Here is a 23,985-nt window from a genome sequence, read left to right as displayed (position 1 = left end):
ATGTTCGACAGAATCCTCGCGCTTATCGTGTTGTCGCTGGTATTGGGTGTGCCCCTGGGCCTGATCTTTCTGGTCACCGGGCAGTTCCTGATGGACTTCGTCTTCTTCTATCCACTGTTCATGTCCGGCTTGTGGATCGCCGGCGGCCTGTACTTCTGGCTGCACTGGGAGCGCCACTGGCCGTGGGCGGATGACACCCCCGCGCCGGTACTCGCCGGTGAGCCGCTGATCTCGATCCTGATCCCTTGCTACAACGAAGGCGACAACGCCGCCGAGACCATCGGCGCCGCGTTGGCCCAGCAATACCGCAACATCGAAGTGATCGCGATCAACGATGGCTCCAGCGACAACACCGCCGCCGTGCTCGATGCGTTGGCCCTGAAAGAGCCGCGCCTGCGGGTGCTGCACCTGGCGCAAAACCAGGGCAAGGCTGTGGCCTTGCGCATGGGCGCGGTAGCAGCGCGCAGCGAATACCTGGTGTGCATCGACGGCGATGCGTTGCTCTCGCCGAACACCGCGGCGTACCTGGTGGCGCCGATGCTCGACAACCCGCGCCTGGGGGCGGTCACCGGCAACCCGCGCATTCGCACGCGCTCCACCTTGATCGGCCGGGTGCAGGTGGGCGAGTTCTCTTCGATCATCGGCTTGATCAAGCGCACCCAGCGGGTCTTCGGGCGGATCTTCACCGTCTCCGGCGTGGTGGTGGCGTTTCGGCGGGCGGCCCTGGACCGGGTCGACTACTGGAGCACCGACATGATCACCGAAGACATCGACGTGAGCTGGAAGCTGCAACTGGACCACTGGAGCATCTTCTACGAGCCTCGCGCGCTGTGCTGGATCCTGATGCCGGAAACCCTCGGCGGCCTGTGGAAGCAACGCCTGCGCTGGGCCCAGGGCGGCGCTGAAGTGCTGTTCAAAAATATTCGTGGCATCTGGCAATGGCGCCATCGCTACCTGTGGCCGCTGCTGTTCGAGTACTGCCTGTCCACCGGTTGGGCCTTCACCTTTTTGCTCTCGGTGATTTTCTGGGCCGTGGGCAAAGTGGTGACGCTGCCCGCCGCCATCGCCGTCGACTCGCTGATGCCGCCGGCCTTCACCGGCCTGCTGCTGGCGGTGGTGTGCCTGGTGCAGTTCGCGGTGAGCATCATGATCGACCGGCGCTATGAAAAGGGCCTGTGGAAAACCCTGTTCTGGACCGTCTGGTACCCGCTGGTGTTCTGGTTGGTGAGCCTGTTCACCACCCTGGTCAGCTTCCCCAAAGTGCTGTTCCGCCAACACCAGAAACGCGCGCGCTGGGTCAGCCCGGATCGCGGAATCAAAGCCCCCACTACGGATGTGCAGCCATGAATCTGATCCGAACCCAACAGCGCCCGGTGATGTGGGCCATCGACGTATTCCTGACCCTGCTGGCCTGGGCCGGGCTGATTATCCTGCTGGTGCGCGGGCTGGTGCCGATGCTCGACAGCCACGGCGGCCCGCGGATCGATGCGCCGATTTTCGCGGCGCTGGATACCTTGCAGATCTACCTGTGGATTGCCGTGTTCAACGCGGTGGTGCTGATCAGTTGGGCACGCTACCAGCAGCGACGTGGCAAGCACTTTGCCCAGCGGCGCTCGGCGGCCAAGGCCTTGAGCGACCAGCATTTGAGCGACAGCTTCAGCCTGGGGGAAGGTGACCTGGAGCAACTGCGCCGCCCGGGTGTGTTGGTGATTCATAACGACCACGAAGGGGGCGTGCAGGAAGTGACAGCCCATGTGTCCCGGCATGTGGAGCGGCCAGGGTTGAAGTTGGTGGCGGGGCAGGAGCGGACCAAGGAGGTTGGTTAACCGGGATATCGAAAAATGGGATCCAATTCACAAAATAACCGCGAACTTTTCTCATCTTTTGGCTACTAACCAGTCTTGATACCGCATTGATGGCCAAGTAATGGCAATTGTAAGCGCCATCATTGGAGGTGTATCAAAACTGTTACCGCTTGTCGGAATAAAAATTCCAATTGCAAGCAATTAAACGTTGCATGATTTATTTATTGTTAATAATCAGCAACTTATATGCCTGTTAAACATAGCTTCCCACTAAGCCAGAATCTTGGCCCACCGGAAGTTCGATGTTAGTTTGCCGGCCCCCGCTTTTTCGACGGATCGAACATGTCTTTATTATTGCCACGGACTCGGCTGCTGCTGGGCGTTTGCCTGCTGACTTGCTTCGCACTCAATAGTGCGGTGGCGGCGCCTACGCCTGGCGACCAGGACCTGATCCGCGACCGGCAAAACCGTCTGCTGGAAGAACAGCGCCGGCGCCTTGAAGACCTCAAGGAACTGCCCGGCAAAGAAGCCAAGCCCCAAGCGCCTGCCACCCCGGCCGACACCCGTTGCTTCCCGATCAAAGACATCGAACTCAAGGGTGCCGACAGCCTGCCTGCACCGGACCGCGAGCGCCTGCTCAAGCCGTATATCGGCCAGTGCCTGGGCGTCTCCCAGCTCAACCAAGTGCTCAAGTCGATCACCGACTACTACATCGACAAAGGCATGGTTACCAGCCGTGCTTACTTGCCGCAGCAGGACCTTTCCACCGGCCACCTCCAGGTGTTGGTGGTGGAAGGCAAGCTCGAAGGCTTGAAGGGCGCCGACGGCAGCAACCTGTCCCCGCGCGAGCTGGCCATGGCCTTCCCCGGCAAGGTCGGCGAGCAGCTCAACCTGCGGGAAATCGAGCAGTTGGTGGACCAGTTGAATCGCTTGCCGTCCAAGCAGGCGCAAATGGAACTGACCCCCGGCAGCCAAGTGGGCGGCAGTGAAGTGCAGGTCAGGAACGTCCCGCAGAAGCCCTGGCGCGCCAGCCTGTCGCGCAATAACGACGGGCAGAAAAGTACCGGCGAACAGCAGTGGGGCGCCGGCCTTGAGTGGGACAGCCCGCTGGGCCTGGCCGACCAGCTTGTGTTGCGCGGCGGCCACGATGCCGTCAGCGACCATCAGAAAACCTCGAAAAACAGCATGCTGTATTACAACATGCCGTGGGGCTGGTGGAACTTCAGCTACACCTACAGCGAGAGTGATTACCGCACCTTTGGCGTAACCAACGACTTTAAATTCAAGCAGAACGGCGACAACGAAAACCACCAACTGCGCGCCGAGCGGGTGATCCATCGTGACGACGTGAGCAAGACCTCGGTGAACGTCGGCCTGTCGCACCTGCGCACCAACAACTACATCCTCGACGTGCGCACCGAGCCCAGCAGCAACCGCCTCAGTGAACTGCAACTGGGCATCAACCACGGCCGCCGCATCGGCAATGCCTTCGTCAACCTCGACCTGGGCATGCAGAACGGTATCGGCGCCTTCGATGCCCAAGCTGAAAACGAGCGCGATCAGTACGGCAATCGCCTGCCCAACGCGCGCTACCGCAAATACACCGCCACCGTCAGCTACTTGCAGCCATTCACGCTATGGGGTGAGTCGTTCAGTTTCTCCAGCCTGGCCACCGGCCAACGCAGTGAAGACATTCTGTTCAGCCCCCAGCGCATGAGCCTCGGCGGCTCGGCCTCGGTGCGCGGTTTCAAAGACCAGCAGCTCACCGGCGACAGCGGCGGCTACTGGCGCAACGACGTGCGCTGGGCGCGCCCGGTGACCTGGGACTGGATGCGCCCGGCCTTTGCCGAATACGGCGCCAGCGTCGGCTACGACCAGGGTGTGATCAGCAACGACCGCTATAACGGTGAAGTGCATGGCCGGGTCTCGAGCAACTCGTTGGAGTTGTTCGCCCGTGGCAAATACGTCAGCACCAGCGTGACCTTTGCCCATTCCCTGGAACGCCCGGCAGTGATGAGCGAGCGCGAAGCGCCGATCTACTTCCGCATGGATTTCTTCCTGTAATTCAACGCCCCGTTACATCGAGAATATGACAATGGATGTTCGCCACTTTGCCTTCCTGGCCCGCCAACCTTCTGCTGCGCTGAAACCGCGAGACTCGTTCTTCGGCCTGCCCAAGCGCGGGTTGGTGCTGATCCTGGCCAACGCGCTGTTCTGGCAGCCGCTGCTGGCCCAGGCCGGAGGCATTGTGGTCAGTGCGCCGGGCACCACCGTCGGCCAGGCCGGCAATGGCGTACCGGTGGTAAACATCGCCACCCCCAATGGCAGTGGCTTGTCCCATAACCAATTCAAGGACTACAACGTCGGCCCCAACGGCGTGATCCTCAACAACGCCAACGGCCCCATGACGAACACCCAGCTGGGTGGCTACATCGTCGGCAACCCCAACCTCAAGGGCGGCGCGGCCAGCGTCATCCTCAACGAAGTCAACGGCGGCAGCCCCAGCCAACTGCGCGGCTACACCGAAGTGGCGGGCCAGTCGGCCAAGGTCATCGTCGCCAACCCGTACGGCGTCACGTGCAGCGGTTGCGGCTTTATCAACACCCCCAACGTGACCCTCACCACCGGCAAACCGGTGCTCGACGCCAGCGGCCAGTTGCAGCGTTATCAGGTTGACGGCGGTGCCGTGACCATCGACGGCCAGGGCCTGAACGCCAGTAACGTCGACCGCTTCGAGATCATCACCCGTTCGGCCAAGATCAATGCGCAGATCAATGCACGAGAATTGACCGTCATTGCCGGGCGTAACGACGTCGATGCCAAAAGCCTGAAAGCCACCGCGCGCGCCGATGACGGCAGTGCCAAGCCCGAGCTGGCCATCGACTCCTCGGCGCTGGGCGGTATGTACGCCGGTGCGATCAAACTGGTGGGCACCGAAGCCGGCGTGGGTGTGAAGCTCGACGGTACGCTGGCCGCCAGTGGCGGCGACATCCAGCTGGATGCCAACGGGCGCCTGAGCATGGCGCAGACGGCGACCACCGGTAACCTCAAGGTCACCGCGCAGAACGTGAACCTGACCGACAAGGTCTACGCCGCCGGCAATGTGCAGGTGAGCAGTGCTGAAGAACTGGTCAACCAAAAGAGCCTGGCCGCTGGCCAACGCATCGAACTCAAAGCCACCACCGTCACCAACCCGGGCATCATCGAAGCAGGCGTGCAGGCCGATAACAGCCGCAATGCCACCGGCGATGTGGTGGTGAATACGCAAACCCTGAACACCAGCGGCAACGTCCTGGCCAGCCGCTCGCTGAGCGCCACGGCCACCCGGGAACTGAACAACCAGGGCGCAGTGATCCAGGGTAAAACCGTCACGCTGAACAGTGCCAGACTGACCAACCAGGGCGCCACCGCGCGGGTGTATGGCGAGCAAGCGCTGGCGATCAACGCGCCGGCCATCGTCAACCTCGGCGGGCTGATTCGCTTCGGTGCCGATCAGGCGGCAACGCTGCAAACCGATTCGCTGGATAACCGCCAGGGCCATATCCAGGTCGCGGGCGGCAGCTTGACGCTCAACAGCGGCACGCTGAATAACACCGGCGGGCAGATTGTCGCGGGCAACCTCGGTGTGACAGCGGACACGATCAACAACCAGAACGGTTTCCTGGTTGCCGACGCCGTGACGGTCAACGCCGCCCGCCTCGACAACAGTTCCAAGGGCTTGATCAGTGCCGAGAAAGGCGCGCTCAACCTCACCGTCACCAACACCTTCAACAACAGCCAGGGTCATGCCCAGGCTGGCACTGACTTGAACCTGCGCGCCGGTGACGTCGCCAACCAGGACGGCAAGCTGGTGGGTGGGCAACTCACCGCTACCGTCGGCAGCCTCAGCAACAACGACGCAGGTGTACTCAGCGCGGATGCCGGCAAGTTGACCTTGACCGTCGCCCAACAGCTGAACAACGCCAAAGGTCACTTGCAGGCCGCCCAGGGCGACATCGAACTGCACGCCGCGAGCCTGGATAACCAGGGCGGCGCCATCATCGGCAAGCAGTTGCTGCTGGATGCGCGAAGCGGGCAGATCGACAACCGCGCCGGGCGTATCGTCGGTGACCAACTGGACGTGCGCGCCGGCAGCCTCGACAACCGCAGTGCCGGGTTGCTGGCCGGTGGTGTGCCGGGTGTGAGCGTGGTGCTGGGCGACCAATTGCTCAACACCCAGGGCCGTATTCAAAGTGAGGGTGACCTGCTGCTGACCGGCAACCGCCTGGGCAACAGCGCCGGGATCCTGCTGGGCAAGGCCCTCACTGTCACCGCGCAAGACCTCGACAACAGCAGCAAGGGCGCGCTGGTCAGCAATGACGGCGACATCACCCTCAACATCAGCAACCTGCTGACCAACACCAACGGTGTGATCGACGCCGCCGAGCGCAGTGTGCTGGTCAAGGCCTTGACCACCCTCAACAACCAGGGCGGCACCTTGCGGGGCAAGCGCCTGGATATCGCGGCGCAAACCCTCGACAACGACCAGGGCCAACTCCTGGCCGGCAATCAGGGCGTGAGCTACCGCGGCCAGGACCTGAGCAATCGCCAGGGCATGATCCTCAGCGGTGGTGCGGCGGTCGACCTGACGCTGGGCACCTTGAACAACCAGGGCGGCACCGTGCAAGGCGACAGCTTGACGGTGACAGCCGACAGCGTCGACAACAGCCAAGACGGTACCAAGGCCGGCGCGTTGACCGCCTTGAAGAGCGACCTGCAACTGACGGTCGAGGCCTTGACCAACCGGGGCGGCAAACTGTTCGGCAAGGAGCACGTCACCGTCTCCGGCGCCACTCTGGACAACAGCGCCAACGGCCAGATCAGCGGCAATCAGCTCAGCCTGACCTCGCGTACCCAACTGACCAACCAAGGCGGCCTGATTGAGTCCAACCAGGGCCTGACCTTCAATGGCGGCAACCTCGACAACAGCGCGGGCGGCCAACTGCGGGCGATGGAAGGCGCCAGCAGCACGCTGACGGTCACCGACCAACTGAATAACCAGAACGGCATTCTTGAATTCGGCAGCCAGGCCTTCAGCCTCAGCGCCGGGCATCTGAATAACCAGGCCGGGCAACTGCAGCACGCTGGCACCGGCGTGTTCAGCCTCAATACCAGCAGCCTCAGCGGCAGCCAGGGCAGCATCAATGGCCTGGGCACCGCCGACTGGTCGTTCGGCCGGGTCGATGGCCTCGGCCGTGTGCAACTCAATGAAGCCTTGCACTACACCAGCACCCAGGGCCTGAGCCTCAAGGCCGGCGACCGCCTGGCCAGCGCCAAGGGTCTGACCCTGGATGTCGCCAGCCTGGATAACGCGGGCGAGTTGCTCAGCGACGGTGACCTGACTGTCAACCTGACCGGCGACATGACCAACAGTGGCCACCTTTCGGCCCAGCAAAAACTGAGCGTGGTCGCCAACAACCTCAGCCAGAACGGCGGGCGTTTGGCCGGCGGCACCACCACCCGCATCACCCTGGGCGGTACGCTGGATAACCTCGGCTACCTCACCGCACGCCAGCAACTTGACATTGCCGCCGCACACATCAACAACCGCGGCACCCTCGGTTCACAAGGCAACGTCAACCTCAGCGCCAGCAATGGCATCAGCAATAGCGCGGACACGCTGCTGTTCAGCGGCGGTGATCTGACCCTGCGCGGGAACAGCTTCAGCAACCTGTACGGCGACGTCTACAGCAAGGGCAACCTGAGTTTCGCGGCGCTCGATGGCGGCATGGCGGCGGGCTTCAGCAACCTTTCCGGTACGGTTGAAAGCGAAGGCAATATCGGCATCAGTGCGCGGAATGTGGAAAACGCCAAGGCTGAATTCGAGTTGGGCCAGACCATCACCACCGGCAGCCTCAATTGGCAGTGCGGCCAGCACTGCGGCGGGCACGACTCGTTCAAGCGCGGTCAAATCACCATCAACCAGACCTACCTTGAATCCGCGATCAAGGACTCGGCATCTGCGCGCCTGGTGGCGGGCAAAGACCTGCTGATCCAGGGCGACAACGTCCAGAACCGCTATAGCCTGCTGGCGGCGAATGGCAACCTGAGCATCACCGCCAACGACCTGCTCAACCAGGGCGCCGCGACTCGCACCGGGCAGAACACCATCGTCATCGGCACCCCGCAGCGCATCGACACCGATGAGTGGGACCGGATGGAATACATCGACGTGCCCGCCTTCAACGCAGCAGTGGCAGCGGGTAATTTCGATGAAGCACGCTTTGAGGTGCTCAAGGCCCGGTCGAGCGACTGGCGTTTCTCCGAACAAAGCAACGTCACCACCTGGACCGACAACGGCGGCCCGGGCTACACCGCGACGATACAGGCCGGTGGCGCGGTCAACCTCAACGTTGCGCGCACCCTGCAAAATGGCACGTTGCACACCAACACCCTGGAGCAACTGACCGGCACCCTCGGTGACGACCAGACCGGCATCCCCGTCGGCGGCATCAACATCAACCTGAGCAAGCACGTCAACGACGCCACCGCCCAGGCGCCAAGCAGCGTATTGCCGGTGACCAGCATCGCGCCCGACGGCCGCTACGTACCCGTGGACTACACCGGCGAGTCCTTCACCCCGGTCGACCCCACCACCGCGCCCGGCTTCCAGTTGCCCAAGGGCGACTACGGCCTGTTCATCAAAAACGCCGACCCCACCAGCCACTACCTGATCGAGACCAACCCGAACCTCACCACTGTGGCGGGCTTCTTCAGCTCCGACTACATGCTCGGCAAGCTCGGCTACAGCCCCGACAACGCCTGGCGTCGCCTGGGTGACGGGCAATACGAGTCACGGCTGATCCGCGATGCGGTGCTGGCGCAAACCGGGCAACGCTTCCTCGCCGGTGGCCTGACCAGCGACTACGACCAGTTCCGCTACCTGATGGACAACGCCCTGGCCAGCAAGGACGCCTTGCGCCTGAGCGTCGGCGTATCCCTCACTGACCAGCAAGTCGGCGCCCTGACCCACGACATCGTGTGGATGGAAAACCGCGTGGTCGACGGCCAGACCGTGCTCGTGCCGGTGCTCTACCTGGCCCAGGCCGACTCCCGCAACGTGCGCGGCAACAGCCTGATCCAGGGCCGCGACCTCAACCTGATGACCGGCGGCGACCTGATCAACGTCGGCACCCTGCGCGCCAGCAACAACCTCTCAGTGGCCAGCAGCGGCAGCCTCTACACCGGCGGCCTGATCGAGGCCGGCAACAACCTCAGCCTGCTGGCCCAGGACAGCATCCGCAATTCCATGGCTGGCGAGATACGCGGCACCCAGGTCAGCCTCACCACCCTGAAGGGCGACATCACCAACGACAACACCGCCATCCAGGTGCGCCAGGGTGCCGGCATGCGCACCCTCACCGACAGCAGCGCCGGCACCATCACCGCCCGCGAAAACCTGGCCATCGACGCTGGCCGCGACCTCACCAACCACGGTGCACTCACCGCCGGCGGCGATGCCGACCTGAAAGCCGGGCGCGACCTCAACCTGATCGCCGTCAGCGACACCAGCGAGATCCACGCCTTCAGCGACGGCGGGCACAAATCCAGCATCACCACCGACGTGAAAAACCAAGCGGCCACGGTCACGGCCGGTGGCAACCTGAGCATGGTGGCGGGGCAAGACGTCAACATCATCGGCAGCAACGCCACCGCGGGTAAGGACCTGAACATTCAGGCCGGGCGCGATTTCAACGTGGCGTCTGTCAGCGATGTGCACAACGTCGAAGGCAAGGAAAAAGACGGCAAGAAACGCATTAAGACCGCGGATGAGCAGACCACGCAGTTAGCCAGTGTGCTGACGGCGGGCAGGGACTTTACGAGCCAGGCCGGGCGCGACACCACGCTGGTGGCGAGCAAGATCAGTGCGGGGAATGAGGCTTATCTGTATAGCGGGGATAAGTTGAATTTGCTGGCGGCGCAGAACAGTACTCATACGTTGTATGACATGAAGGAGAACGGTGGCTGGGGCGCGAAGAAAGAGCAGCGAGACGAAGTAACCCGCACCACGAACGTTGGGACCGAGATCAAGACTGGCGGCAACCTCACGTTGATCAGCGAAGGTGACCAGCGTTACCAGGTCGCGAAGCTTGATAGTGGTAATGACATCATTCTTAACAGTGGCGGGGCCATCGTCTTTGAAGGCGTCAAAGACCTTCATGACGAGAGCCATACCAAGAGCAAGGGTGACCTCGCTTGGTTCAGCGCCAAAGGTAAAGGCAACACTGACGAAACGCTGCGCCAGAGTGAAATGATCGCTCAAGGGCAGGTCGTTATCAAAGCTGTCGACGGATTGAAGATTGATGTCAGGCAGATCGATCAGCAAACCGTTAGTCAGACCATCGATACCATGGTCAAAGCCGATCCGAATCTGGCTTGGCTCAAGGATGCTGAAAAGCGCGGTGACGTGGACTGGCGCCAAGTCAAAGAGATCCACGATAGCTTCAAATACAGTAACTCCGGTTTAGGTGCGGGCTCGCAGATTGTAATAGCAATTCTGATGGCCGCATTTGTCGGGCCGTTGGCAATGACTGCGGCTGCAGGTGCTGGAGCAGGCGTCGCTGTCGCGGCAGGTGCGGGAGCCGTAGCGGCAGGCGCTGCGACCAATGCGACGGTTAGTGTCGTTAATAATCGTGGCAACTTAGGGGCGGTGTTCAAGGATGTCACCTCTTCGGATGCTTTGAAGGGGTATACGATTTCCGGTGTGACCGCTGGATTGACCGCAGCTTATTTTGATGGCTGGACCGGAACTCATACTGATCAGGCGACTAAGCAAATAACGGGGCCACAGCTCAACACATGGACTGGTGTAGGGCAGTTTGCCGCGAACCAGACATTGCAAGGCGGTACTTCAACGCTGTTGAGTAAAGCATTGGGGCAGGGCGGCAGTGGGAGTGAGGCGCTGAAAACTGCGCTATTCAATACCCTGGCAGCGGCCAGCTTCAATGCCGTCGGCGACTACACGAAAAAGTGGAACATCGAAAACGGTTCAATTCCCAAGATCGCGATTCATGCGATGGTCGGTGGCCTCTTGGCCGAAGCAACGGGTGGAGATTTCCGTACAGGCGCATTGGCAGCCGGCGCCAATGAGGCACTGGTCGTACAGCTTAACGACATCGTGAAGGGCGACAAGACATTGTTGTCCATGAGTTCTCAACTGGTCGGTGTTTTAGCTGCGGCCACGCAAAAAGATGCAGATGCTAGCAAATTGGAGAAGGGTGGCTGGGTGGCGAAAAATGCCACGCAGTACAACCACCAGCTTCACAAGTCTCAAGCCGATGCGTTGGATGAACAGCGACGGTTCCATCCGGAAAAGGCTGATCGTTTGAATGCGGCGGCCTGCGCTTTGGTTAGTTGCGCAGAGTCGATCCCGACCAACGATGAAACCTATAAGGACTTCAAGGCACTTCAGGATCGCGGCGCCACTTTTAGTGAGGAGATCGCGTTACTTGAGGCGACCGGCCAGTTTGGTGGCCGTAGTTGGCAGGATTGGAGCGACGATACGCTCAATGCTCACGGCAAGGCGGTGCAGGTCGTTGGAGCAAGCAAAGACACTGCCCTTGGCCTAGTCGGAGGGGCTACTGCATATACCGGGATGGTGATGTCGTCACCCGCATGTGTTGGCGTTGTTACCTGTGCCTTACCCATCGGCTTAGGAGCGCTTGGCACCACCTCGATGGTGGGGGCATGGGATTCTGCTAGCCGGATTACGGCGGATTTTAAATCCAATGAGCCCGACCGAGTGCTAGCTTCTTTCTTTCCGGAAACCTTTCCAGGAGAGTCGAGCGTAACGTCTGACCTGGCATGGAGCACGGCGAAATCCGCAGCTCAGGCGGCTCTGTTTGGCGGCGCGAGTAAATACTTTAATGGTAAGTTAGCTGGAGAGCTTGCCAGTGGTGCAAAAGGGCTAGGTTCTGCTGGTACGGGCACGACGGCGGGTAGTAATGTTGCAAGTACGACGCCTAAAGTTGATGTTTTTTGGAATAAAACAACAGTTCTAGATAGGACTGTTTATCAACGTAACGACCTCTTTGACCCAGAGGCCCTATCGACCTGGAGAGTACGAGGTAAAACTGTTGAAGGCTCAAACCTTGAGAGGATGGCCTCGGGTCGAGCACCAATTGGGTATGATGGGAAATCAGTTGAGTTACATCATCTCTCGCAAACTGAAGTTAATGGATTCGCTGGTACTCGTGGTTCACTTGCAGAAGTTGGTTCTGTTTTCCATAGCCAGAATAGCAGTGTTCTTCATGTCCCATCCAATGCCGCTCAAAGCTTTAGGTATACTCGTTACAAAGACTCTGCAGAATACAGAAACCCTACGACTGACTATGTTTCAGTTCCTACGGATTTGAATGCAAAAACATTGACAAAGCAGGCTAAAGAGTTTAACTCTTATCAGTCGGATTATTGGAAGTTGCGGGCTCGGAGCGGGGAGTAATTAGGCGTGGATTATTCGAGAATAATTAATCTTATTAAAGAGTCGGATTACGTTGAGTTTGCTGATTATGGTGACGGGATTGCTGATGAGTGGATTTATAAAGCTGAAGCTCGTCTTGGGTTGAAGTTGCCTGATAGCTATAAATGGTGGCTGAAGTGTTATTCTGGCGGGGAAATATCTGGGGAGGAGATTTATAGTATCTACGAAATGGATTTTGATAGTGTAAGGGGGGGGGATATCGTTTATATGTCAATCGTTAACGGTCGAAATGGGTTGTGTGGGAAGGAGAGGCTATTTATCTGCGAACCGCCGGGTGCAGGGGAATCATTTTATTTTGCCACGGACGATGGTCTTAATGATGGAGAGTATCCTGTTTATAGGCTTGAACTTTCTGATCAAACTTCTAGTTTGTATGCGAAAAACTTTATCGATTTCTTAGAAAAAAGAATAATGTCTTTCAGTTGAATAACGATTCTGCGTTTAAAAAATGGTTGAGAAAGGCTCGGTGCAAAAGCGACAGGAGAATTAGCTAGTTCTGGTGGGAAACCCACTGTTGAGTTATTTGGTGGGAAGAATGCTCAAACTCCTGGTGCTATAAACGTGGATGTCCGAGCAGATATTCAGTCTGGTATTCGAGCGGACGCAACGAAACTTCCTTTCAAGGATAGTTCGGTGGGAGAGATTGTTGCTAGTAACCCATTCATTCCCAAGAGTGCAGGTGGTACTAACTCAATGATGGATTTTCTTCCGGAAGCTACTCGCGTGGTTGAGCCTGGTGGAAAGATATTTGTCAACGCAAATGCTGCGAACCCTTACGGAAAAATACCAAGTGCGTAAAGGGGACGGATTTATTTAAATATTTAAAAATCCAGATGAGTTGATTAAATAAATCCGTCCCCTTTGACCCAATGTGGTGAGTTTGAAAACGATTGATACCCGAGGTAAAGGGTGGTCTTATGACATGAGAACCCATATGGACACCTTGCAAAGTTCAAAAATTACCGTGGATGGCGTACCGGCAACGAAAATTTTGGACATCCGAGTTCAACCGGGCGGAATGGCTGACGCGAGCAAGCTTATAGAGTATGGAAAGCAACGTAATATTACTGTGATTATTAAAGAGTTCGGTGGCTAATCATATGGCTGAAATTGAAATTGTCTTTAGCGAGAGGCTACATGATGGCGCTTCAGTTGTATGGGGGCGGCTAATACAACAGCTCAAAAACTTTAATGAGGATACCGTCATTGATGGCTTTACCGGCAAGAAAATAGGGTTGGCGGACGTTTCGAATTACTTGGAGAAAAACAAGTGTCAGAGTTTTTTTATTGAGCTGGCAAACGGTTCTGTCGAGTTTTCGTATGTGGCAGATAAAGCGTTTTATCGGCTTGATATGAAACACCTGGCGAATTCGATTGAAGTTGCACAGACCTTGATTGAAGCTTTAATCGATGAGCCCGGCTTTGTCCAGGCTCGAATTTACGACGCCGAGTATGATCGATGGCAAAATGCCGAGAGTCTTACGCTCTTTGAAGTTGAGCGCGTCGAACACGCTCATCTGCCCAAGAAAAGTAATGGGCTGCCTTTTCCGCTGACCCAAGAGGTCGTAGATATATCAAAAAATCCTGGGCGTTGGGTTTTAAGAAACGGCTACATTGAGGCGGTTGGCGCTTTCATGTGGGTAAGCAAATCCTTGCTTCAGTTAGTGGGTGTCGACGAAAAGAAGTTAATGGATATCGACTGCTTTGCAGTAGAAGATTTGGGCGGCGTTTTGAAGATTGCTGCCTATAATCAGTGCTTCACTGCAGCCGTAGGGGCTCAGGCAGAGAGGCAGGACTTGCTGAGAGAAGTTTTGTTTAACGCGTGAATTAGAGCGAGAATCGGGCGCGGGAAATAGGGTTCAGGCCACGGTTTTCTAATTAAAGTATTAATAGTGGTCTGACCCCCTATTTCTCGGTCGATGATATAACAGCGTAAAGGGGGCGGATTTATTTAAATATTAAAAATTTCTTATGAGTTAATTAAATAAATCCGTCCCCTTTAACCAAATGCAAGTGGTATCTGTAATAAGTGTAGTGCAGGTTTGACGGGTAATAGTGACCTGAATGGGGTGGTTAAACAATTCAGTCAGCGCTATCCTACTCTTCTGCTAAGAGTTACCGCTGAGGGAGGGGCAGCAATGCCAAATCGTCTAACAGTCCTAGTTAAAGATGGGAGAATAGTTAATGGACAATGAAGAAGCGCTTAAAGTCATTGACAGTATGATGTGGGTAAAGAAAGCCTCAATTTTCCTTCTGTTGCTTGATTATGCTCTACGTAACCTTGACTCGGCGAGTGATACGCAAAAAAAATGTCAGGAGGCAGTTGATAAGTGTTGGCGATGGTTGTCTGATCGAGGGCTCAGTGCTGATGAATTAGCATATTATCTAGACTCCGATGATATGCAGAGCGGACCGCTGGCAGAAGGAAATTTTGCATCTGAAAGCGTAGAACAAAATAGTTTAATTTTAATATTGTTGGTGATCGGTTTTTTTGCCAATAAGGCCTATAAGATTGTAGGGCTACAAGAGCAAATGTCTGAGCCGGTATGTGAGGCGGACGAGAGCTCTGCTGTATATATTGTTGCTTATATTGAACGGATAGGCTTGTCTGATAAGTTGAGTGTTTATCTATCTGCACACGTTTTGGAAAATAGGGGGCAATCCACGTTTTAATGCTGGCAGAGTTGCTCTTTAACGTAAAGGGCAAGGATTTATTTAGGACGTAAAAGTGACGGATTTGTTTAAATATTAGATTTAAAAACTCCAGCTAGGTCAATTAAATAAATCCGTCCCCTTTGCCCAGAGTGAGTATAAAAAATGGAAAACTTGGAACTCTCCGAGTTAAAATTTCCGAGTATGAGAGAGAAGCTGGTTTCCTATCTGGCAGGTTTGTCGGACTCAGATTACCAGTTCGGTGCCTGGGTAGAACGTTCATCGCCGAATTTAGCTTATGATGAACTTGATTACACAATACATTTTTTATATGACGATACAGGGCTCGCTGAAAATGCATACACTTGGATAGGGCTAGTTTTGAAAAATGATCAGGAAGCTAGAGCCATCGAGGACGTGGTTCAAGCTATTGACGCGCTTTTTGATAAGTATGGTCCTGATCTTTCTGATAAAGAGTATTTGGAAAAAGAAGAGTGGGCACGCATAGTGTGCGTTTCTAAAGATGCTTTAAAAGTTTTGCTTCATGGTAAGTGAGGTTGTTTAACCGAGTTAAAGGGGCGGCACCCAGGCCGCCCGGCTTTTACTCAGGATGGATCGGTATTGAGTCTGCGACTGATGACATCCAGCAAATCACACCCATCGCGCAGCGGAATCGCCAGCAATTGGGCGAAGTCTTGAAGCACCACAGCATCGCTGCTGAGTTGGTCGCGGAAGGCCAGGTTTTCCAGCAGTTGGGTGACGGCGCGAATCCGGTACACGGCGGCGTCGTGGAGGACATCGAGGGGCGCATGGGTGTCGATAAGCAGGGCGGGGACGGTGCAGTCGTGGCCCGTGAGGGGCATGTATCGATTCATTGTCAGTACTCTGTTGGTGGATTAAGCCACCACTCATTCGTCGCCAAACGAATGGGTGGCGGCCGTACGCAGGTTGGCGAACCGGCAACAGAGAAAACCGGCAGACCCGAAGGTCTCCCGCGCACAGCCGCCATATCATGCACAGCTTTGCGGGTGCAAAAACACCTGCATAGAAGCGGGATGCTTTTGCGCTCTGTTGTCAGGTCGCCAAACCTGAATCGCCATGTGGGCGACGGCCCGGACTATAAGCCCGCACCCAAACCCACGCAAGGCAGCAAAGTACTGGCCCACTCCCAATGCCTCATGTCTTCACCCCCATTGCCGACACCCTGGCGATGATTAAACGCATCCACCCACCACCAACATTAAAGGACTGATGTGAAAAACCTTCTCCTGATTCTCCTCTCCACCCTCATCCTCGGCGGCTGCGTCAGCCAGCCCCTCACGCCCGAGCATCGCGCACAGGTCAAGACGGTCAAAGTGCTGCCCGTAAAGTGGGAAAAGAACATGGTCTACATGGGCCGTGAACAAGCCTGGGGTGCGGCCCTGGGCGCCGGGCTTGGTGCGGGCGTCGGCATGGCCAGCGGCGCGTCCAAGCTGGGCACGGCGGCCTTGAGCGGCGCGGGGTTTGCCGCCGGCATGAAGGCAGGGCAACTGGCCGAGATGTCGACGCCGGCCGCGATCCTCACGGTGATGGACGCCGAAAATATCGACTTGGGCGTGTTGCTCAAGCAGGCCTTTATCGATGCCTTGGGTAAGACGTCATCGCTCAAAGTGGTGGGTGACGACGAGCCGGCCGATGCGCAGATTCAACTGACGGTAGGCGAGTGGGGCTTTCGCCTGACCCAGGGTTTCAGCAGCGTGGTCTACCCGACGCTAACCGTGGTGGCGCGCATGGACCGTGGCGACGAGATGCTCTGGCGCACGGTGGAGTCGATCACGCCGTTCAATGGCCAGAATGTCTACGGTTACACGCCGCTCACTTATCGCACTGATCCTGAGGCGTTGCGCCGCGCGTTGACGGGTATCACGCAGATCTCCGGGAGTTATCTGGTGAAGGAGCTCAAGTAGACCAGCGAGAGGTCGCCGCGTGGCTTGCGGTGGCTGATCCTGACGCGAGCAGTTTGATAGAACCCGCCGAGCACCTTGAACATTTTGTATATCCCAGTGTCTTTACCCCGCCCACCCGCAACCGGTCGGGCTGCATGGACTGCAGCGTTTTCAAATGACATTAAGGATTAATGTGAACCTCGCCCCCCAAGTCTCTTTTCTGTCACCGCCCGCTGTGGTGCACAGGCGCGCGCCTGCGTTTCAGGAAGGCACCCTGGGGGAATGCATTCGGATCAATTGATCCCTCGCTTAGTACACCTACTGCCGCCGGGCCTATTGGCGGCTTTTAATGTAGTTCATGGAGTTTGAAATGAAGCGTAAGCAGTTCCAGAAAAACCTGTTGGCACTCATGGTCGGCGCAATCAGTTCGCAAGCGCTGGCCGTGGAGTTCGACCTGGGGCAGGGCAAGAACATTTGGGTCGGCGAGACCTTTAATGAGTCATTGATTATCAACGGGACGTTCTCCGAAGTAGTGGTGCCGACCACCACCAACCCTGCCGGACTGGGTGTGGCCAACACCACTATCCAGGGTTCGTTGATCAACCGTGCCGACATCACTCTGGATTCCCAGGGCGCCGCCATCCGTGCGATTGCCCTGGACCCGCTTTTCTGGTCGGGCCCGCAGAACCTGAGCCCGGGAACTGTCACCGGGGACGTGGTCCAGGCGGGCAACATTCTTATGAAAAATGGGGGTTACGAGGGGCTTGAGATCGGCGCGACGACCATCGGTGGAAGTGTCATCAACTCCGGCACCATCCGTTCCACGCTGCCCCTGACGCCGCCGGCTTCACCTTCCTACGTGGATGGCGGCGAAGGCATTTACCTGCATGGCACCACCATCGCCGGCGACGTCTCGAACACCGGTGTGATCGACATGAACGGTGATTACGCCATCGGCCTGATCCTCGACCGTCAGAACAATCTGGGGACCACCGTCGGCGGCAAAATCCTCAACGCCGGCACGCTCAAGGCGACGGGCGAGGGCGCCTGGGGCATCGAGGTGGAAACCGACACCAACCCTCTGCGCATCGAAAACAGCGGCCTGCTTTCTGCCAACGGCAATGACGCCAAGACGGTGATGTTTCTAAACGGTAAGGTCGACTACATCCTCAACACCGGCACCGTCGAGGCCACGGGCACCAACGCCAATGCCTTCGAGTTTGCCGGGGCAACCTTTGCCCAGAACAGCGCGACCGGCGCGCGCGGCATCGTTAACCGCGGCACGATCAGCGCCGATGGTACAGCCATTCATGTAGATGCCGCGGACCAGACCTCGGCGTTCGAGATCAACCAGCAAGCCGGCGAAATCCGCAGTAACGCCGGCATCGCCATCGACGCCGCCAACCTTGCCACGCTGAATTGGACCGGCGGCAAAATCACCGGCGACCTGCTCAACTTGAGCGCGGTGAATGTCGCAGGCCAGGCCGATTTCACCGGCAGCCGCATCATCGCGCCGGTATCGGTCAACTCGGGCTCGCTGAACCTGTCGGCGCCCGGTACTGCGATCACTGGCAACCTCAACATTGCTAGCGGCGCAGGTATTGATATGCACCTGGCCGACAGCGTAGTGCCGACAACGCCGTACCTGACTGTCAACGGTGCAGCGAATTTCGCCCAGGCTTCGAAGCTGACCGTGAGCGCCAAGCCGGGCGACTTCGCCAGCACCAACAACGGCACTCAGTACACCCTGTTGCAAGCCACCAGCGTGCAAGACAATGGCCTGTCTGTGGCCAGCTCGTCCTCTCTGCTGAACGTGCTGAGCTACTCGGCCGACGCGCAAACGGTCAAGGCCGTGGTGGCGGTTAAAGACAACCAGCAATTGCAGCAGGAGCTCGCCGCGGTGGGCGCCGGCGCTGCGTCAGCGACGGCGGTGAACACCTTTAAAAACGACGTACTGAGCGGACTCAATCAGAACGACCCAGTGTTCCAAACCCTGGCTGACGCCGGCACAGCACAGCAGCTTGCGCAGGTCAGCGAACAACTCAAGCCGGACGTCAATCGCGGCGCCCTGGACGTGGCGTTGTCGGGCCAGACCGTGGTCAACGGCGCGATCTTCAACCGCCTCACCGACCAGCGCGAAAGCCATCAAACCGGCGGCGTGTGGGTGCAGGGCCTGAGCAGCAACATGGACCAGGACGGGCGTGGCGGCAACAACGGCTACTCGGCCAACAGCAGCGGCATGGCCGTGGGTGTGGACGGGCGCTTGAACGACACCACCACGTTGGGCGTGGCGTACAGCTACCTTAACTCCAACATCCATTCCGACCTCGGCAACAAGACCGATGTGGAGGGCCATGCGCTGTCGCTGTACGGCAACTGGTCGCTGCAAAACTGGTTTGTCGACGGCAGCCTCAGCTATGGCCATAACGACAACGACAGCAAACGCCATATCGCCGGCACCACAGCCAAGGGCAGTTACGACAGCAATGTGCTGTCTGCCAGTGTGATCGGCGGCTACAGCTTCAAGCCGTCGCAGGCCGTGGTGATCGAGCCGCGCGTGGCAGCGCGTTACGCCAACGTGCGCATGGACGGTTTCAACGAGAAGGGCTCCTCGGCCGCGCTGAGCACCCAGTCGCAACGCTATGAAGTGGGCGAGCTGGGCGCTGGTGTGCGCTTGGCGGGCAACTTGCCCATGGGTGCCGGTAGCTTGCAGCCGGAAGCAACCTTGATGGCGTATCACGACCTGATGGGTGATCGCGTCGCACAAACCTCCAGCTATGTGCTCGGCGGTTCTGCGTTCACCGTCACCGGCGCTTCGGTGGCGCGTGACAGCTATGAAGCCAGTGTCGGCGTGAACTACCAGGTGTCGGACTTTACCGTGGGTGCCAGCTACACCCGCCAGGCCCGCAGTGGTTTTGATGCCGATGGGGTCATGCTCAAGGCGCGGTACGCGTTTTAAGTATTACGGCCGATAGAAAACGGCATCGGGCTGCGGTTCTCCCACGTAGCCCGAGCCAGACTTTTAAATGTGCTCAAGGAAGTAACCCATGAAAAAGACCTCACTCTTAATCCTCGCCCTGGTCTTGGCCGGCTGCCACTCCACTGCCAGGAACTCCTCGCCAAGCCTGCTGACGGACGGCGTCCAGTTGCAGCAGAAAAAGGTCGAGGTGGACGCCGAACACGCCAAGGTCATCATGAAGGCAACCGGTTTTACCTATCCGGTGCAGTTCTCCGTACGCCGTAGTTCCGATGCAGATCAGCGTCCGGAAATCCTCGGGACGGTGGTGGATTCCGGCCGTGGCAAGGTATTCGGCTGGATCGCCAAGATGAACGAAGTGGGCAACAGCGCCGTCGCCAAACGCTTCCCGCAGTTGGAAGTGCAGGCTGACCCGGGGCAGCCCTTTGAAGTGATCGGCGAGTCACGGGTCTACAACGCCAACTATGTCGGCCTCGTCAAAACCTATGTGTATGAGTGCGGCCCCATGAGTTCGACCTTCAAGCCTGAGAAGCAAAAGGTTTACCTGGTGGAATTCGTGATTATCGGGAAGGGCTGTGAGCAGCATGTGTATGACGTAACTGCGCCTAACGAGCGTGTCCCGGTGGCGACTGTGGCAGCGACGGGAAATATTCCGTCGCTCTAAGTTGCTTTAACCCGAATCGCCAGCCCCTTGCGTCTGACCTTGTGAACGGATCATTCATTCACGAGGTTCAGCCCATGTCCCGTCCTCTTCTGCTGTTACGCCCTGCCGCCCAAGGCTTCACCGTGACCCTGCTGGTGGCGCTTGCCGGGTGTGGGCTCTCTTCATCCCGTGACGTGGCCAAGCCCGCTGAGTCGGCGCCTGTCGTGGAGGTGCAAAGTGAGCCCGCCAGCGTCCAGGGGGCCATGGTCAAGCGGATGGTTGCGCCTGCACCGATGGCGTCGCGATTGGTCATGAACGACTCGATCGCCATGCAATACCAGACCGAGCCTCGGGAGCAATATCAGAACCTCCCGGACAACCCGATCCGCAGCGTTGCCGAAACACCGGTCTCCACCTTCAGCGTCGATGTCGACACCGGCAGCTATGCCAACGTACGACGTTTCCTTAATCAAGGCAGCCTGCCGCCCGAAGGTGCTGTGCGACTTGAGGAGATGGTCAATTACTTCCCTTATGACTACGCCTTGCCCACCGACGGCTCGCCCTTTGGCGTGACCACTGAAGTGGCACCGTCGCCGTGGAACCCTCACAGCCGGCTGTTGCGCATCGGCATCAAGGCCTCGGACCACGCCGTGGCGGACCTGGCTCCGGCTAACCTGGTGTTCCTGGTGGACGTATCCGGCTCGATGAATCGCCGCGAAGGCCTGCCGCTGGTCAAGAGCACCCTGAAACTGTTGGTGGACCAATTGCGTGACCAGGACCGCGTCTCGCTGGTGGTCTACGCCGGCGAATCGCGGGTGGTGCTCAAGCCCACCTCGGGCCGCGACAAAACCACGATCCGCAATGCCATCGACCAACTCACCGCCGGCGGCTCCACCGCAGGCGCGTCGGGGATCGAAATGGCCTACCAAATGGCCCGCGAAGGGTTTATCGACAAAGGCATCAACCGCATCCTGCTGGCCACCGACGGTGACTTCAACGTAGGCGTGAGCGACTTCGACAGCCTCAAGCAAATGGCGGTCGACCAGCGCAAAAGCGGCGTGTCCCTGACCACCCTCGGCTTTGGTGTGGATAACTACAACGAACACCTGATGGAACAATTGGCCGATGCCGGTGATGGCAACTACGCCTACATCGACAACCTGCGCGAAGCCCGCAAAGTGCTGGTGGACCAGCTCAGCTCGACCCTCGCTGTGGTGGCCCGGGATGTGAAGCTGCAAGTGGAATTCAATCCGGCGCAGGTCAGCGAATACCGATTGCTCGGCTATGAAAACCGCGCCCTGAAGCGTGAGGATTTCAACAACGACAAGGTCGACGCCGGAGAAATCGGTGCCGGGCACACGGTGACCGCGTTGTATGAAATTGTCCCGAAGGGTGAACAGGGCTGGCTGGAGCCACTGCGCTACGCATCGGCAACCAAGGCTGACGGTAAAACTGATGAGCTGGCGATGTTGCGGGTACGCTACAAACCAGCGGAAGGCGGCAACAGCCGACTGATCGAACACCCGATCAGCAACCAGCAGATCGGCAAACCCAGCGACGACCTGCGCTTCTCTGCTGCCGTGGCCGCCTTCGCCCAGCAACTCAAGGGTGATGGCCGCTACACTGGCAGCATGAGTATCAAGGACACGGCCGCACTGGCCCGTTCCGCACGGGGCGACGACCCTTTTGGTTTGCGCGGCGAATTTGTGCAACTGGTCGAATTGGCCCAGAGCCTCCAGGCCCCGGCCAGACACTGATCCACCTCAAAGGAGTGCGCCACCTGATGGATTCACCCAGCGACGAAGCCCTGCTGTCCCGCTACCGCAGCGGCGACGGTGCAGCGTTCGAGGCCCTGTATGCGCGGCATCGACAGGGCCTGTACCGTTTTCTGGTGTCCTTGAGCAACAAGGCCGAACTGGCCGAGGAAGTGTTCCAGGACACCTGGCTCAGCCTGATCCGCAGCACCAGCGAGCCACAGGGCCGGGCGAGTTTTCGCACCTGGTTATTCCAGATTGCCCGCAACCGCCTGATCGACCACTGGCGCAAACACGGCATCCACAACCCGCTGCACGACAGCTACGATGAGCAGCTTCACGGCCAGCCCGACGACAGCGCCGGGCCTGAGCAACTGCTGAGCCTGAGTCGCGACCAGGCGCGCTTGGACAGCGCGTTGCAAGACTTGCCCGAAGATCAGCGCGAAGTGTTCCTGCTGCGCCTGCATGGCGAGCTGGAAGTGCCACAAATCGCCGCGCTCACCGGCGCCCCACTGGAAACGGTAAAAAGCCGCTTGCGTTACGCCCAGCAGAAACTGCGCCGACTGCTGGCCGAGGAGGTACCCGCATGACTGACCCCCGACATACCCAGGACTCGAACGACGAGCTGCTGATCGAGCATTTCCGTCAACACACCAGCGGCGAGCCGCCGGCTTCCCTGGACGCCTTCATCCTGGCCACCGCCCACCGTGAAGCACCGGTGCGGCAACCCGGCCTGTGGCAGCGTTGGTTACAGGCCTGCCAACGGCCGCGCTGGCAGATGGCGTTTGCCACCGTCGCGGGTGTGGCCCTGATGATTGGTTTGGTCACGCGCTCGCCGGTGCCGCAGCCGGAGTTATCCACAGGCACTTACGCGGCCGCCCCGCAGGAACTGGCCCGCCCGGCCCCGGCTGCCGCGCCGATGGCTCGATTCTCCGTGGCTCCGCAGGCTGACAGTGCGCCGCAGGTGCAGGCAGAAGTCGCGGGTTCGCTGGCGGATGAGCCGGTGGCGAAGATGAGCAAGCGCTCGGCTGTTGTGCTGCCGCCATTGGAGCAAGGGCTGCAGGAGATCCTGCGGTTGCGGCAGGCGGGAGAGGCGAAGGCGGCGGATGAGAAGCTGTTGGAGTTGCATAAGCGCTTTCCCAAGGAGGATCTGCCGGCGCGGTTGGAGGCGTTGAAAAATCCTTGAGGTGGAGGTCGCCAGCCGGTGGTTGACGAGAGACTTCCGGCCTTTATAATCATTCGCAACACGGCCCCTGTCGGTTGATGCGCTTCGGTGCAGCAATTGCTCAGGGGTTTTTTATTGCCTTGATTTTTTCGATTACCAATCGCGCTCCTGCCAGTGGTGATCCACTCCCATGCCCTCCAAATTCAGATCAAGGTGGGACAAGTCTGGAAAGTCATTCTCCAATAGTGCTTTCAGCCGTCGTCCCCAGCTTGATGACGGATTGATGATATTCATCAATTGGTGAGTGAGGCTTTAGATCGCTCTGTAGCGATCATTCCGCGGGCTATCAATATCTCAAGTTGGTCCTGGTAGCTCTGCCAAGGCTTAGGGTAACCCTGGATCATTGGTGCATCACTTTAGGCATGTGCGAGTTCCTCCAGCTTGAAATCGATGCAAGCGCCCGCCCTTCTATGTGTGGCGTCACTCGGGCTTTCACTTTGCTGTTCGAGGAACTTATGGTCAGCCAGAAAACTGCTACTTTATTT

At 58.3% G+C, this 23,985-nt stretch carries 17 protein-coding genes; 16 read left to right on the top strand and 1 reads right to left on the bottom strand.

The window, feature by feature from the left end; all coding sequences use genetic code 11:
* From pgaC to HX869_RS11000, 10 genes are all read left to right on the top strand, one after another.
* Positions 1–1,347, top strand: coding sequence for a poly-beta-1,6-N-acetyl-D-glucosamine synthase (pgaC, locus tag HX869_RS11045; RefSeq protein WP_003218180.1), 1,347 nt, complete (start codon positions 1–3; stop codon positions 1,345–1,347).
* On the top strand, positions 1,344–1,826 hold the full coding sequence (gene pgaD / locus HX869_RS11040; protein WP_003218178.1) for a poly-beta-1,6-N-acetyl-D-glucosamine biosynthesis protein PgaD: 483 nt from the start codon (positions 1,344–1,346) through the stop codon (positions 1,824–1,826). Before pgaC ends, pgaD begins: the two co-directional genes overlap by 4 nt.
* 321 nt (positions 1,827–2,147) lie before the next feature.
* On the top strand, positions 2,148–3,869 hold the full coding sequence (locus HX869_RS11035) for a ShlB/FhaC/HecB family hemolysin secretion/activation protein (RefSeq protein WP_178903082.1): 1,722 nt from the start codon (positions 2,148–2,150) through the stop codon (positions 3,867–3,869).
* Between the two features lie 31 nt (positions 3,870–3,900).
* Complete coding sequence (locus HX869_RS11030; RefSeq protein ID WP_178903081.1) at positions 3,901–12,285, top strand: DUF637 domain-containing protein; 8,385 nt, start codon at positions 3,901–3,903, stop codon at positions 12,283–12,285.
* Between the two features lie 6 nt (positions 12,286–12,291).
* Positions 12,292–12,750 carry an SMI1/KNR4 family protein gene (locus HX869_RS11025; RefSeq protein ID WP_008433668.1) on the top strand — a complete coding sequence of 153 codons (459 nt, stop codon included), beginning with the start codon at positions 12,292–12,294 and terminating at the stop codon, positions 12,748–12,750.
* 135 nt (positions 12,751–12,885) lie between these two features.
* The gene (locus HX869_RS11020) at positions 12,886–13,122 is read left to right on the top strand and encodes a methyltransferase domain-containing protein (RefSeq protein WP_256579544.1); all 237 of its coding nucleotides are present in this window, start codon (positions 12,886–12,888) and stop codon (positions 13,120–13,122) included.
* Positions 13,123–13,258: 136 nt separating this feature from the next.
* The gene (locus tag HX869_RS11015) at positions 13,259–13,420 is read left to right on the top strand and encodes a hypothetical protein (protein ID WP_008433669.1); all 162 of its coding nucleotides are present in this window, start codon (positions 13,259–13,261) and stop codon (positions 13,418–13,420) included.
* Between the two features lie 4 nt (positions 13,421–13,424).
* Complete coding sequence (locus HX869_RS11010; protein ID WP_008433670.1) at positions 13,425–14,150, top strand: hypothetical protein; 726 nt, start codon at positions 13,425–13,427, stop codon at positions 14,148–14,150.
* Between the two features lie 358 nt (positions 14,151–14,508).
* On the top strand, positions 14,509–14,997 hold the full coding sequence (locus HX869_RS11005; RefSeq protein ID WP_008433671.1) for an Imm6 family immunity protein: 489 nt from the start codon (positions 14,509–14,511) through the stop codon (positions 14,995–14,997).
* A 144-nt stretch (positions 14,998–15,141) separates the two neighbouring features.
* On the top strand, positions 15,142–15,531 hold the full coding sequence (locus HX869_RS11000; RefSeq protein ID WP_178903080.1) for a hypothetical protein: 390 nt from the start codon (positions 15,142–15,144) through the stop codon (positions 15,529–15,531).
* Positions 15,532–15,581: 50 nt separating this feature from the next.
* Here HX869_RS11000 and HX869_RS10995 read toward each other — a convergent pair whose 3' ends face one another.
* Positions 15,582–15,839, bottom strand: a complete 258-nt coding sequence (locus HX869_RS10995) for a hypothetical protein (protein WP_008433674.1) — start codon at positions 15,837–15,839, stop codon at positions 15,582–15,584.
* Between the two features lie 390 nt (positions 15,840–16,229).
* On the opposite strand from HX869_RS10995, the gene HX869_RS10990 reads away from it, so the two are divergent.
* The 6 genes from HX869_RS10990 to HX869_RS10965 all read left to right on the top strand — a co-directional run bounded on the left by HX869_RS10990 (position 16,230) and on the right by HX869_RS10965 (position 23,461).
* Complete coding sequence (locus HX869_RS10990; protein WP_102367864.1) at positions 16,230–16,922, top strand: hypothetical protein; 693 nt, start codon at positions 16,230–16,232, stop codon at positions 16,920–16,922.
* A gap of 349 nt (positions 16,923–17,271) precedes the next feature.
* On the top strand, positions 17,272–19,860 hold the full coding sequence (locus HX869_RS10985; protein ID WP_178903079.1) for an autotransporter domain-containing protein: 2,589 nt from the start codon (positions 17,272–17,274) through the stop codon (positions 19,858–19,860).
* An 88-nt stretch (positions 19,861–19,948) separates the two neighbouring features.
* On the top strand, positions 19,949–20,542 hold the full coding sequence (locus HX869_RS10980; protein ID WP_008433680.1) for a hypothetical protein: 594 nt from the start codon (positions 19,949–19,951) through the stop codon (positions 20,540–20,542).
* Positions 20,543–20,616: 74 nt separating this feature from the next.
* Positions 20,617–22,278: a VWA domain-containing protein gene (locus tag HX869_RS10975; protein WP_178903078.1), complete on the top strand. Its 1,662-nt coding sequence runs from the start codon at positions 20,617–20,619 to the stop codon at positions 22,276–22,278.
* A 26-nt stretch (positions 22,279–22,304) separates the two neighbouring features.
* Positions 22,305–22,865: an RNA polymerase sigma factor gene (locus HX869_RS10970; protein WP_003218160.1), complete on the top strand. Its 561-nt coding sequence runs from the start codon at positions 22,305–22,307 to the stop codon at positions 22,863–22,865.
* A complete protein-coding gene (locus tag HX869_RS10965) occupies positions 22,862–23,461 on the top strand; it encodes a hypothetical protein (RefSeq protein WP_177040708.1) in 600 nt (199 codons plus the stop codon). Before HX869_RS10970 ends, HX869_RS10965 begins: the two co-directional genes overlap by 4 nt.
* The last annotated feature ends 524 nt before the right edge of the window (positions 23,462–23,985 follow it).

Origin of the sequence: Pseudomonas sp. P7779 (assembly GCF_013386315.1) — a bacterium.
Lineage (GTDB): Bacteria > Pseudomonadota > Gammaproteobacteria > Pseudomonadales > Pseudomonadaceae > Aquipseudomonas.
This window is presented reverse-complemented; position numbering and strand designations above follow the sequence as displayed.

Bases quoted from the DNA above. Each gene is read 5' to 3' on its own strand.
- pgaC (WP_003218180.1), top strand. From the start codon at position 1: ATGTTCGACAGAATCCTCGCGCTTATCGTGTTGTCGCTGGTATTGGGT.
- pgaD (WP_003218178.1), top strand. From the start codon at position 1,344: ATGAATCTGATCCGAACCCAACAGCGCCCGGTGATGTGGGCCATCGAC.
- HX869_RS11035 (WP_178903082.1), top strand. From the start codon at position 2,148: ATGTCTTTATTATTGCCACGGACTCGGCTGCTGCTGGGCGTTTGCCTG.
- HX869_RS11030 (WP_178903081.1), top strand. From the start codon at position 3,901: ATGGATGTTCGCCACTTTGCCTTCCTGGCCCGCCAACCTTCTGCTGCG.
- HX869_RS11015 (WP_008433669.1), top strand. From the start codon at position 13,259: ATGGACACCTTGCAAAGTTCAAAAATTACCGTGGATGGCGTACCGGCA.
- HX869_RS11010 (WP_008433670.1), top strand. From the start codon at position 13,425: ATGGCTGAAATTGAAATTGTCTTTAGCGAGAGGCTACATGATGGCGCT.
- HX869_RS11005 (WP_008433671.1), top strand. From the start codon at position 14,509: ATGGACAATGAAGAAGCGCTTAAAGTCATTGACAGTATGATGTGGGTA.
- HX869_RS11000 (WP_178903080.1), top strand. From the start codon at position 15,142: ATGGAAAACTTGGAACTCTCCGAGTTAAAATTTCCGAGTATGAGAGAG.
- HX869_RS10995 (WP_008433674.1), bottom strand. From the start codon at position 15,839: ATGCCCCTCACGGGCCACGACTGCACCGTCCCCGCCCTGCTTATCGAC.
- HX869_RS10985 (WP_178903079.1), top strand. From the start codon at position 17,272: ATGAAGCGTAAGCAGTTCCAGAAAAACCTGTTGGCACTCATGGTCGGC.
- HX869_RS10980 (WP_008433680.1), top strand. From the start codon at position 19,949: ATGAAAAAGACCTCACTCTTAATCCTCGCCCTGGTCTTGGCCGGCTGC.
- HX869_RS10975 (WP_178903078.1), top strand. From the start codon at position 20,617: ATGTCCCGTCCTCTTCTGCTGTTACGCCCTGCCGCCCAAGGCTTCACC.
- HX869_RS10970 (WP_003218160.1), top strand. From the start codon at position 22,305: ATGGATTCACCCAGCGACGAAGCCCTGCTGTCCCGCTACCGCAGCGGC.
- HX869_RS10965 (WP_177040708.1), top strand. From the start codon at position 22,862: ATGACTGACCCCCGACATACCCAGGACTCGAACGACGAGCTGCTGATC.